Annotated in this window: 9 protein-coding genes; 3 read left to right on the forward strand and 6 right to left on the reverse strand. The window is 59.7% G+C overall.

Annotation, left to right across the window (positions count from 1 at the left end):
- Positions 1 to 63: 63 nt before the first annotated feature.
- The 4 genes from GTP58_RS19670 to GTP58_RS19685 all read right to left on the reverse strand — a co-directional run bounded on the left by GTP58_RS19670 (position 64) and on the right by GTP58_RS19685 (position 6,052).
- Positions 64 to 726, reverse strand: a complete 663-nt coding sequence (locus GTP58_RS19670; protein WP_072781482.1) for an energy transducer TonB — start codon at positions 724 to 726, stop codon at positions 64 to 66.
- A 517-nt stretch (positions 727 to 1,243) separates the two neighbouring features.
- Positions 1,244 to 2,782 (reverse strand): SpoVR family protein, encoded by a 1,539-nt coding sequence (locus GTP58_RS19675; RefSeq protein ID WP_072781480.1) that lies wholly within the window; start codon positions 2,780 to 2,782, stop codon positions 1,244 to 1,246.
- A 12-nt stretch (positions 2,783 to 2,794) separates the two neighbouring features.
- Positions 2,795 to 4,063, reverse strand: coding sequence for a YeaH/YhbH family protein (locus GTP58_RS19680; protein WP_072781479.1), 1,269 nt, complete (start codon positions 4,061 to 4,063; stop codon positions 2,795 to 2,797).
- A gap of 66 nt (positions 4,064 to 4,129) precedes the next feature.
- On the reverse strand, positions 4,130 to 6,052 hold the full coding sequence (locus GTP58_RS19685) for a PrkA family serine protein kinase (RefSeq protein ID WP_072781478.1): 1,923 nt from the start codon (positions 6,050 to 6,052) through the stop codon (positions 4,130 to 4,132).
- A 29-nt stretch (positions 6,053 to 6,081) separates the two neighbouring features.
- Between GTP58_RS19685 and GTP58_RS19690 the strand changes: the two genes are divergently transcribed.
- From GTP58_RS19690 to GTP58_RS19700, 3 genes are read left to right on the forward strand one after another with little or no spacing between them, the layout of a single operon-like run.
- Positions 6,082 to 6,453 (forward strand): hypothetical protein, encoded by a 372-nt coding sequence (locus tag GTP58_RS19690; protein ID WP_161078848.1) that lies wholly within the window; start codon positions 6,082 to 6,084, stop codon positions 6,451 to 6,453.
- Between the two features lie 41 nt (positions 6,454 to 6,494).
- Complete coding sequence (locus GTP58_RS19695; protein WP_161078849.1) at positions 6,495 to 7,502, forward strand: adenosine deaminase; 1,008 nt, start codon at positions 6,495 to 6,497, stop codon at positions 7,500 to 7,502.
- On the forward strand, positions 7,503 to 10,037 hold the full coding sequence (locus GTP58_RS19700; protein ID WP_161078850.1) for an ABC transporter permease: 2,535 nt from the start codon (positions 7,503 to 7,505) through the stop codon (positions 10,035 to 10,037).
- Here GTP58_RS19700 and GTP58_RS19705 read toward each other — a convergent pair.
- Positions 10,034 to 11,041: a response regulator gene (locus tag GTP58_RS19705; RefSeq protein ID WP_161078851.1), complete on the reverse strand. Its 1,008-nt coding sequence runs from the start codon at positions 11,039 to 11,041 to the stop codon at positions 10,034 to 10,036. The genes GTP58_RS19700 and GTP58_RS19705 overlap by 4 nt on opposite strands.
- A gap of 2 nt (positions 11,042 to 11,043) precedes the next feature.
- The gene (locus GTP58_RS19710) at positions 11,044 to 12,315 is read right to left on the reverse strand and encodes a HAMP domain-containing sensor histidine kinase (protein ID WP_229215642.1); all 1,272 of its coding nucleotides are present in this window, start codon (positions 12,313 to 12,315) and stop codon (positions 11,044 to 11,046) included.
- Positions 12,316 to 12,432 lie beyond the last annotated feature (117 nt).

Raw genomic sequence — 12,432 nt, forward strand, 5'->3', positions numbered from 1 at the left:
TAATCAGATCGCTGGCGTAGTGACAACGAAAATTACTAATTGAGACGGTGTTCTGCCTCGGTTTTACTCCAGCGTCCAGACGTATTGCATCTGCTGCCAGCCTTCTTTCGGTACGCCGTCTTCAGTAGCCGGTTTGAAACGGCACTTCGTAATACCAGCGACCGCAGCTTTATCCAGATCTCTAAAGCCGCTTGATTTCACAACCTTACCCTCGGCAACGTGACCGTCGGCAGCAATCAGGAACGACAGCTGGACAGTACCGGTTTCTTCGTTACGCAGGGACGACTTCGGCCATTCCGGCTTGGCGCAAGTGCTGAAGTCAACCACAGCAGCGGTACGCACGCCAGTTTTCGCTGGGCCTGGGGTAGGCGCTGGCTGGGCTGGTGGTGCTGGACGGATATCCGTCGTTGCCGGTTTCACGTTGGTCGCGTTAGCGATCACGTTCTGCGGTGGTGGGGGCTGCTGCACGTTCACCTCAACTGGCGGGATGAATGGCGGTGGTGGTGCCTTCATCTCTGGCGGAGGTGGCGGTGGTGGGAGTTCTTTCGGTGGAGGAGGTTTGACCTCCTCAATGATCTTGGTCTCCACTGGTGCGACCATTTTGGCCACCAGACGTTTTCCCAAGCCCGTCACGATCCCATAAGCAACCAGGAGGTGCAACAAAACGACAATAGTGATGCCTGTAAAGTTCTTCCCGGTGCTTTTCTCGTTGTGCGTGAAATTCATGCCTGCTTTCTCCAATACCAACTCTCTTTGGTGCTACTTAAACCCCAAAATGGCGACACAAAACAACAGCCGCATCCGGGACGTCGGCGAATTATACATACGAATTCTTGATTTTACATAGAATTTTCATCCCTAAAACCGGTTAAATTTCATAGGGTTTTCCTATGTGGTAGCGCTCACTTTGCACCGTTCTGGCCCAATCAACAAGATTGCCCAGCGCATTTTTGTGCGCTGACGCACCACGACGTTACTTAGTTTTCCCTTAAGGACAAAAACGGAATTTTATCCAGGTAATTTTACTACGAACAATTGATAATTTGGCCGCAAATGTTTCTTATGTGAAATTCTTGCTCGGTTCGCCAGGCCGTTCAAGGCAGAAAAATATTGACTTCCGGTTCGTGCCGTGCCCTCAACGAAAAAACCGGGGCCGGCGCGCCCTCGCCGACCCCGGTTCAGACTCTTGCAAGAGCCGTGCCTGATAGTCACGGCGTACAAAAAGCCTTATATATATGTTGGGTCAGGGAATACGGCCGCGTTTCTCCCGTTTGACTTCGAGTGAACTGACAACGTCGCCATTGGGCGCCACGGTTTCCAGATGGACGTCGAAGCCCCATAAGCGTGCAACGTGCTTCAGGACCTCGCCGGCCTGCTGGTTCAGGGGACGGCGCTGGAACTGGGTATGGCGCAAGGTCAGCGCGCGGTCGTCCTGCGTATTGACCGACCAGACCTGGATGTTGGGTTCACGGTTACCGAGGTTATATTGTTCTGCAAGCTGCTGGCGCACGTATCGGTAGCCCAGGTTGTCGTGGATGGCGGACACGCTGAGTTTTTCATTATTGTCGTCGTCCAGCACGGCAAAGAAGTGGAACTCGCGGATCAGCTTGGGCGAAAGGTATTGGGCAATGAAGCTTTCGTCTTTGAAATTGCGCATCGCGAAGTCCAGCGTCTTGCGCCAGTCGCTGCCGGCGATGTCGGGGAACCACTCGCGGTCTTCGTCGGTCGGGTGTTCGCAGATGCGGCGGATGTCGGTCATCATGGCAAAGCCCAGCGCATACGGATTGATGCCGCTGTAGTAGGGGCTGTTGACGGGCGGCTGGTAGACCACGTTGGTGTGGCTCTTTAAAAACTCCATCATGAAGCCGTCGCTGACCACGCCCTCATCGTACAACTGGTTGAGGATGGTGTAGTGCCAGAACGTGGCCCAGCCTTCGTTCATGACCTGCGTCTGGCGCTGCGGGTAGAAGTACTGGGAAATCTTGCGCACGATGCGGACCATCTCGCGCTGCCATGGCTCCAGCAGCGGCGCGTACTTTTCGATAAAGTACAGCAGGTTTTCCTCAGGCTCGGGCGGGAAGCGCGGCGCGGCCTTGTTGACTTCCTCTTCCTCGCGCCGGGGCAAGGTGCGCCACAGTTCGTTGATCTGCGACTGCACGTAGGCCTCGCGCTCCTTCTGGCGCGCACGTTCCTGCGCCAGCGACAGCTTGGCCGGCCGCTTGTAGCGGTCGACGCCGTAGTTCTGAATGGCATGGCAGGAATCCAGCAGCAGTTCGACCGCATCAATGCCGTGGCGCTGCTCGCATTCGGCGATGTAATTCTTGGCAAACACCATGTAGTCGACGATGGCGTCGGCATCAGTCCAGGTGCGGAACAGGTAGTTCCCCTTGAAGAAGGAATTGTGACCATAGGCCGCGTGCGCAATCACCAGCGACTGCATGGTCAGGCTGTTCTCCTCCATCAGATAGGCGATGCACGGGTTGGAGTTGATGACGATTTCGTAGGCCAGCCCCATCTGCCCGCGCTTATAGCCTTTTTCGGTGCTGAGGAAGTGCTTGCCGAAGGACCAGTGGTTGTACGACACCGGCATGCCGACCGAGGTGTAGGCATCCATCATCTGCTCGGCCGTGATGATTTCCAGCTGGTTCGGATAAGTATCCAGCCCGAAGCCCTCGGCCACGCGGCGGATTTCCTGGTGTATCTGCTCGATCAGCTCAAATGTCCATTCGGATTGCTCCGGCAGGGCGTTCGGATGCTTGGGCTTGGGCGTCATGTCGTTCATCAATGTGCTCCACTACTTCGGCTGTTTCTTGAACAGTTCACGGAATACCGGATAAATATCAGCCGGCGTCACAATTTTCTGCATGGCGAAGTGCGGATGGTGGTCCGGCACCTGCGAGTACTGCTCCCACAGGTTTTGCGGCGGGCCATCGGTGATCTCGACATAGGTGTAGTACTGCACCTTGGGCATGATGGTGTTGACCAGCAGCTGGCGGCACAGCACGGAGTCGTTGTCCCAGTTGTCGCCGTCCGAGGCCTGGGCCACATAAGCGTTCCAGCTGCCGCCGCCAAAGCGCTCATCGATAACCTTGTCCAGCAGGTGCAGGGCGGAGGACACCACCGTGCCGCCCGACTCGCGCGAGTGGAAGAATTCTTCCTCGTCCACCTCGGCCGCAGCCGTGTGATGGCGGATGAACACGACTTCAATCTTGTCGTACACGCGCTTGAGGAACAGGTAGAGCAGGATGAAGAAGCGCTTGGCCGTATCCTTGCGCGTCTCGTCCATCGAGCCGGAGACGTCCATGATGCAGAACATCACCGCCTGCGTCATCGGCTTGGGCACCTTGACGCGGTTGGTATAGCGCAGGTCGAACGGATCGATGAACGGGATGGCCAGCAGCCGCGTGTGCAGATGGTGGATCAGCTTTTTGAGCTCGACCACGCGCGGGTCCTGCAGCGGCACGCCTTCCAGCAGCAGCTCTTCCAGCTCGCGCTCGGCCTCGACGACGCGCTTGCGCGAGCTGCCGCCAACGGCAATGCGGCGGCCCAGGGCGCCGCGCAGCGAGCGCAGCACGTGGATGTTCGACGGCGTGCCCGACATATTGTAGCCGGCGCGCTGGTTCTTGAAATCGGTGGAGGCGGTCAGCTGGGTCTTGACCATGTGCGGCAGTTCCAGGTCTTCGAAGAAGTAGTTCATGAACTCTTCGCGCGACAGCTCGAAGATGAAATCGTCCTCGGTGAGCTGGTCGCTATTGCCGGCCTTGCCGCGGCCGGCGCCGCCACCGCCTTTGGGGCGGTTGATCTGGTCGCCTTTCTGGTATTCCTGGTTGCCCGGGTTGACCACTTCCCAGATGCCGCCATGGGCATGGCCAAACGAGGGCTCGCTCACATCCTTGACCGGGATGGAGACTTTTTCGCCGTTCTCAACGTCGGTGATGGAACGGCCTTTGATGGCGCGTCCCACCGCGTCCTTGATCTGGGCCTTGTAGCGTCGTAAGAAGCGTTCGCGGTTGACTGCGGACTTGTTCTTGCCCTGCAAACGTCGGTCGATGAGGTAAGTCAAAAGATGCCTCCTGCTGCTATTGGTCGGCGCCGCGCCTCCTGTGCACAGGAGGCGCGCAGTTGCTGCTTAGGACGACTTCCTCACACGCAGATACCATTCGCACAGCAAGCGTACCTGCTTGGCCGTGTAGCCTTTTTCCACCATGCGCGCGACAAAGTCGGCGTGCTTGTTGGCGTCTTCCGCGCTGGCCTTGGCGTTGAACGAAATCACCGGCAGCAGTTCTTCCGTGTTGGAGAACATCTTCTTCTCGATCACGGTGCGGAATTTTTCATAACTGGTCCACGCCGGATTCTTGCCGCCGTTATTGGCGCGCGCACGCAGGCCGAAGTTGACGATCTCGTTACGGAAGTCTTTCGGATTCGAGATGCCAGCCGGTTTTTCGATTTTCTCCAGCTCGTTGTTGAGCGACTCGCGGTCGAAGCTTTCGCCGGTATCGGGATCGCGGTATTCCTGATCCTGGATCCAGAAGTCGGCAAAGGTCACATAACGGTCGAAGATGTTCTGGCCATACTCGGAATAGGATTCCAGGTACGCAGTCTGGATTTCCTTGCCGATGAATTCGACGTAGCGCTGGGCCAGGTGCTCCTTGATATACGAGAAGTACTTCTGCTCCAGTTCGGGCGGGAACTGCTCGCGCTCTACCTGCTGCTCCAGCACGTACAGCAGGTGCACCGGATTGGCCGCCACTTCCGTATTGTCGAAGTTGAAGACCTTGGACAGGATCTTGAACGCAAAGCGCGTCGACAAACCATTCATGCCCTCGTCGACGCCGGCATAGTCCACATACTCATGGAGCGACTTGGCTTTGGGGTCGGTGTCCTTGAGGTTTTCGCCATCGTAGACCAGCATCTTGCTGAACACGCTGGAGTTCTCGGGATCTTTCAGGCGCGACAGGATGGCAAACTGCGCCATCATGCGCAAGGTGCCGGGTGCGCAAGGCGCTGCCGACAGCGAGGAATTGAACAGCAGCTTGTCGTAAATCTTGATCTCGTCGGTCACGCGCAGGCAGTACGGCACTTTGACGATGTAGATACGGTCAAGGAACGCCTCGTTGTTGCGGTTGTTCTTGAACGACTTCCACTCCGACTCGTTCGAGTGCGCCAGCACGATGCCGTCAAACGGGATCGCGCCAAAGCCTTCCGTGCCTTTGTAATTGCCTTCCTGCGTGGCGGTCAGCAGCGGGTGCAGCACCTTGATGGGCGCCTTGAACATCTCGACGAATTCCATCAGGCCCTGGTTGGCCAGGCACAGTCCGCCCGAGTAGCTGTAGGCATCGGGATCGTCCTGCGAATAATCTTCCAGCTTGCGGATATCGACCTTGCCGACCAGCGACGAGATGTCCTGGTTGTTTTCATCACCCGGCTCGGTCTTGGAGATGGCCACCTGTTTCAGCACGGAAGGGTAGCGCCGCACCACGCGGAACTGGTTGATGTCGCCGTTGAATTCATGCAGGCGCTTCACCGCCCATGGCGACGGGATATTGCGCAGGTAGCGGCGCGGGATGCCGTAATCTTCTTCGAGGATGGTGCCATCCTCTTCCTCGTTGAACAGCCCCAGCGGCGATTCATTTACCGGCGAACCCTTCAGGCAATAGAAGGGCACATGTTCCATCAGTGACTTGAGTTTTTCCGCAATCGACGATTTACCGCCGCCCACCGGACCCAGCAGGTAAAGGATCTGCTTGCGTTCTTCCAGGCCCTGCGCGGCATGACGGAAGTAGGACACTACTTGCTCGATGACTTCTTCCGTACCGTAGAACTCGCGGAACGCCGGATAAATCTTGATGACCTTGTTCGCAAAGATGCGCGACAGCCGGGTGTCATTGCGCGTATCGACCAAGGTCGGTTCGCCAATGGCGGCCAGCATGCGCTCGGCAGCGCTGGCATAGGTCAGCCGGTCTTTCTTGCAAAGTTCGAGATACTCCTTCATGGACATCTCTTCTTCTTTGGTCCGTTCGTATCGTGCGGCGTAGTTGTCAAAAATGGTCATGTGAATGTCCTTTTATGATGGAAACCTGCTTGTCACGAGTCACCGGCAGTTCACCTGCCCTGGCTCTGGTTCGTATAATTCCTTTTGATCTTGTTTTTCTTCGTGGTCAGCTTCTTTGGGTGGCGCGGATTGCCCGCGCCGATGAGCTGGCTTTATGGCCGGATGGCGGCTTTTATGTGTTGGTCGTAACGCTTCTTACGTCTATGAAATTGATTATTGCGCTATTGGTGCAGGAAGTCAAAAGATATGTCGTAATATCGTTAATACTCTTTCGTAACTATTTGATTTTAAAAATAAAAATCGCACTGCACACGTGTTTTTCATGGTGTTTTATGGTCCTTAAACACCACAGTATCATGCCTTTGAAAGATGTGCTGACACACTCTTGCGGCATGCGATAAGATGACTTGATTCAGTAACCCCAGTAACAGGAAAAAAACCAATGTTGAACGAACAATTACGCCGCGTTTTGCAGCAGATGCCGAAAGCCGAGCTGCATATTCACATCGAAGGCTCGCTGGAGCCGGAACTGATCTTCGCGCTGGCCGAACGCAATGGCGTCAAGCTGGCGTACGGCTCGGTGGAAGAACTGCGCGCGGCGTATGCTTTCACCGACCTGCAATCCTTCCTCGACATCTATTACGCTGGCGCCAGCGTGCTGTTGAAGGAGCAGGACTTCTACGATATGACCGCCGCGTATCTGAAACGTACGGAAGAAGATAATGTGCGGCATACGGAAATCTTCTTCGATCCGCAAACGCATACGCACCGTGGCGTGGCGATGGACGTCATCATCAACGGCATCTACCGCGCCTGCCAGGACAGCCCGGTCAGCGCCACGCTGATCCTGTGCTTCCTGCGCCACCTGTCGGAAGAGGATGCCATTGTCACGCTGGAGGCGGCGCTGCCGTACCGCGACAAGTTCATCGGCGTCGGCCTGGACTCGTCCGAAGTCGGCAATCCGCCGGAGAAGTTTGCACGCGTGTTTGCGCGCTGCCGCGAGCTGGGCCTGCACCTGGTGGCGCACGCGGGCGAAGAAGGTCCGCCAGCCTACATCTACACCGCACTGGACACGCTCAAGGTCGAGCGCATCGACCACGGTGTGCGCTGCCTCGAAGATCCGGCGCTGACCGAACGTCTGGCGCGTGAACAGATGGCGCTGACGGTGTGTCCGCTGTCCAACATCAAGCTGTGCGTGTTCGACAAGATGGAACAGCACAATATCCTCGACCTGCTGAACGCCAACATCGTGGCCACCGTCAATTCCGACGATCCGGCTTACTTCGGCGGCTATATGAACGATAACTTCATCGCCACGTTCGAGGCGCTGCCGCTGGGCCTGTCCCATGCGCAGCGCCTGGCGCGCAACAGCTTTGCGGCGGCCTTCCTGCCGGCGGCGCAGAAGCAGCAGTATCTGGATGAAGTCGACGCATTCTTTGCCAAGGTCTAAATGTTCAAACTCGCCCTGAAAATGACCGCGCGCGACTGGCGCGCCGGTCAGCTGCGCTTTCTGCTGATTGCGCTGACGGTAGCGGTGGCCGCCTTGTCGGCCACTGGCTTCTTTATCGATCGCCTGCGCAGCGGACTCGATCGCGACGCCCATCAGCTGCTGGGCGCCGACGTGGCCGTCAGCGCGGATCTGCCGGTGCGGGCCGAATGGCGTGCGCAGGCGGTACAGCGTGGACTGGTGGTGACCGATACCATCAGCTTCCCGAGCATGGCGCAGGCGGGCGAGGGCGAGCAATCCAGTTCCATGCTGGCGGCGTTGAAGGCAGTCGGCCCCGGTTATCCGCTGCGCGGCAAGGTGAAAATCACCACCGATGCGGCGCAGGCGGAACAAAGCATCGGCACGCCTGCCGCCACAGTGCCAGCCCCGGGCACGGTGTGGGTCGAGCCGGGCATGCTGGGCAGTCTGAAAACTGCCGTAGGCCAGCAGCTCAAGCTCGGCGACAAAAGCTTCACCATCACGCAGCTCATCGCTGCGGAGCCGGATCGCGGCGCCAACTTCCTGGCGTTCGCACCGCGCGTGATGTTTGCGCTCGACGATCTGGCGGCGACCAATCTGATCCAGCCAGGTTCGCGTGTGAATTACCGCTTGCTGGCCAGCGCGCCGCCATCGCTGAAGAACGGCGCCGCTGCCGCCAGGGCTTATCAGACATGGCTGGAAGCGGAAATCAAGCGCGGAAATATCAAGGGCGTGCGCGTCGAGTCGCTCGACAACCGCCCTGAAATGCAAAGCACGCTGGAACGCGCGGACCGCTTCCTGTCGCTGGTCGGCCTGCTGTCGGCGATGCTGGCGGCGGTGGCCGTGGCGATGGCGGCGCGCCGCTTCATGCAGCGCCATCTCGACGCCTGCGCCATGCTGCGCTGCCTGGGCCTGACGCAAAACCAGGTGACGGCGATGTATCTGATCGAATTCCTGCTGGTGGGTCTGCTCGGCAGCGCCGCCGGCGTGCTCGTTGGCTTTGCCGGCCACTATGTGCTGCTGGAGGTGCTGGGTGCGCTGGTGTCCAGCGAGCTGCCGGCGCCCACCATGTATCCGGCATTGCAGGGCATGGCCATCGGCATCCTGCTGCTGGCGGCATTTGCGCTGCCGCCGATACTGCAACTGCGCAAGGTGCCGCATAACCGCGTGATCCGCCGCGAGCAGGACCCGCCGCAGGTGAGTGCGCTGGCCACCTACGGCATCGGCATGGCGGGTTTTGTCGCGCTGCTGCTGTGGCAGGCCGGCGATCCGACGATGGCGCTCTACACGGCGCTGGGCTTTATCGGCGCGTTTGCGGTGTTTGGCCTGGTGGGCTGGCTGGGACTGCGTTCGCTGCGCTCCCTGCGCGGCGCGATTGACCATCAGAGCTGGCGCTTTGCGGTTACGTCCTTGCAGCGCCGCCCCGGCGCCACCATCGTGCAGATCGTCTCGCTGGCGCTGGGCATGATGGCGCTGCTGGTGCTGACCGTGGTGCGCGGCGACCTGATGACGGCCTGGCGCAATGCCACGCCGCCGGATGCGCCGAACCGCTTCATCATCAACATCCAGCCGGAGCAGCAGGCGGACATCGCCGCGCGCCTCAAGGCGGCGGGTGTGAGCTATGCGCCGCAGTATCCGATGATACGCGGCCGCCTGACCACCGTGAATGGCGCTGCGGTGACGGCGGAAACCTACACCGACGAGCGCGCCAAAGGGCTGGCAGACCGCGAGTTCAACCTGTCCACCATGGCGCAGATGCAGGCCGAAAACAAGATCAAGGAAGGCAAGTGGTTCGAGGATAAACCGGGCTTCCCGGAGGCGTCGGTGGAAGAGGGCATCGCCAAAAACCTGAACTGGAAACTGGGCGACAAGCTGCGCTTCGATATCGCCGGTACGCCGGTGGACGTCACCATCACCAGCATCCGCAAGCTCGATTGGGGCTCGATGCGCGTGAATTTCTTCGTCATCATCAATCCGGCAGCGATGACGGAAATCTCGCAGAGCTGGATCACGGCGTTCCACCTGCCGCAAGGCCAGGGCGCGGTGATGAACGGCTTGACGCGCGACTTCCCCAACCTGACCATCGTCGATGTCGGCGGCATTCTGCGCCAGGTGCAGGCGGTACTGGACCAAGTGATTACGGCGGTGGAGTTCCTGTTCGTCTTCACGCTGGCATCGGGCGTGCTGGTGCTGTATGCCGCCCTGATGGGATCGCAGGATGAACGCACGCGCGAAGCGGGCCTGTTGCGCGCGCTGGGTGCGACGCGCAAGCAGCTGTCGCAGGCGCAGCTGATCGAATTCACGCTGGTGGGCGCCTTGTCCGGCGTGCTGGCGGCGACCGGTGCGGCGGCCATGGGCTGGGCGCTGGCCACCTATCAGTTCAAGTTTGCCTGGAGCTTCAGTCCTGTGGTGTGGCTGGTTGGCCTGCTGGCGGGCGCGCTGTGCGCGATTGCCGGCGGCTGGCTGGGCTTGCGCAATGTGCTGCGCCAGCCGCCGCTGCAAACGCTGCGCGAGGCTTAAGCCGCAATGATCTGCGGCTGCAGCTCCTGCAGGAACTGTGCATAGGTGTAGGGGCGCTGTCCAAAGTAGTGGCCGGGCAGGTCGAACAGCGCCCAGTAGTAGGTCTCCTGTCCCACGCAGACCTGGGGCGCTGCCGTGTAGCGGTGCCAGTTTTCGCTCATGCTGTTGGTGTACATGCCGTCGCCGAATGGATCGCTGAAGAAGGCGAGCACGCGGCGTTCCAGCAGCGCGTTGAGGAGCGAGCGCGGCGCCTCGCTGTCGCGGGCGATTTCGTATTGCGCGCACATGCCCTGTTCGGTTTCTATCATCATCAGCGTGGCCTTGCCCTGCTGGTCGAGGAACAGGATGCCGGTGGGGTTGGGGAAGATGTAGTGCTCGACAAAGCCCATGCTGCGCTTGAGCTCCCGCACCACGGCTGTCAGCGCCGGGTCGCACAGGAAGCGGAAGTCGTGCAGCGCGACCATCTCGCGCAGCGTGTCCGACTGGCTGTCGAAATAGCGGTCCTGCAGCGCGGCGATTTCCAGCTCCAGGATGTCCAGCGCGTGGTCTTCGCTCTTCTTGATGTAGCGGTCGATCAGGCCGCGGTTGAAGGCGGCCACGGCGATCTTTTCATCGGCCGCTCCGGTGAACAGGATCTTCTTGCAGGGCAGGTGCGCAACGGCGGCGCAGAATTCCAGGCCATTCATCTGCGGCATCGAGTAGTCCACCACCAGCACCGACGGCACGGCAAAGCGCTGGCGCTGCTCGCTGATCCGGTAGATGCGCTCCAGGTCCAGCGCCACATTGCATTGATCGGCCGGCAGGTTTTGCATGTCGAAGTTGACGTGCAGCGGCACGCTGGCATCCGGCGCGCTGTTGCGCAGCCAGTGCAGGGCCTCGGTCGTGTCATGGAAGGTTTTGTTGGCCAGCATGGGATCGAGCTGGAACGACAGGCTGCTCAAAAAGGAGTCGCTGTCGTCAACCAGTACGGTCAGGGTGGGGTGCGCGTAGACGGGCAGGTGCATGATTACCTCGCTGGGAATTCCAGGATGAAGACGGCGTAGGCGCTCTCGCGCGATACGCAGCGGATGCTCGCACCCCAGGCTTCCATGATTTCCTGGCACAGCGCCAGACCGATGCCGGCGCCGTTGTGCGGCGGGTGGGAGTAAAAGCGGCGGAAGATCATCGGCATGTGCTGCATGGCGATGCCGCAGCCAGTGTCGATGAAGAGCAGGCGCGGCATGCGCTGGCTGCCGTCGATGACGATACGCACGCGGCCCTTGCCTGCGCGCTGCACGGCGCGCAGGGCGTTGCGCATCAGGTTGAGCAGCACGACCACGGCCAGCTCGGTCTGGCCGGAGAAGTGGAAGTTGCGGCGCACCTCCAGCCGCACCATCTTCTGCTGTTTATGGCTGGAGAAGGGATAGCGTTTCAGCACCGATTCCACCACCGACTCCATCGACACCATTTCCACCGGGCGCAGATTCTGCCGCACCGCCGTCGCGCTCAGCAGGAACAGGTCGATCATGTGGTTCATATGGCGGACTTCAAACTGGATGCGCGCGAGCGCGTCGACGATGGGAATTCGCTCGCTCCGCTGGTCCGCCATGAGCCGCAGCACGCCGCGCACATTGGCGTCGACGCTGGTGAGCGGAGTGCGCAACTCGTGCGCCACGGTGGCCAGGCCGGCGCCCATGCCGGTCAGCTTTTCCTGCGCCAGCACGTGGCGGCTGATCTTAGCCGCTGACAGCACGGCGATGGTGAACCAGTGGATCGGCAGCTGCTGCAGGACTTGCCGACTGAGCAGCGCGTCGCCCGCACCCTGCGATATGGCGGCGGTGCAGGCCAGCAGGGTGCCGATGGCGTACGCGCGCAGCGCCAGTCCGGTATCGAAGTGAAACAGCACCACCAGGCCGATCAGCAGCGACTCGCTCCATACGCCGGAACCATGGTTCATCAAAAACATCAGCGTGAAGAAGAACGGAAAGATGTAGCTCAGCGTGACCAGCAGATAGAGGTTGAGCACCTGCCGGCTGAACTGGCGCGCAAACAATCCCACCGCGCACAGCAGTATGCCCAGTAGCCGCAGCGGCAGCGACTCGAAATCCTGCGGGAAGAAGTGATGCCAGATCACGTAATAGAGCGGCATGGCGACCGTGCCGATGCAGGCGAGCAGCAGAACGCGCACGGTCGCGTGGTCTTCACGGCCGTGATATAGGAGCAGGGACTGTACCAGTCCGTGCTGCCAGCGCTTCCAGCGTTCTTGCAGGGTGGATGTCATGGGAATCTTGATTTTCATCAAGTTGCCATGATGGCCTTAAATTACAACGCGTTTTGCGACATTAAAACGCTGATTGATCCGTATCAATCTCGTTGAGTTTTTTTCGCCGCATGGTGGCACTGCAATGCTTAGAAA

Source organism: Duganella sp. CY15W (assembly GCF_009857555.1).
Lineage (GTDB): Bacteria > Pseudomonadota > Gammaproteobacteria > Burkholderiales > Burkholderiaceae_D > Rugamonas > Rugamonas sacchari.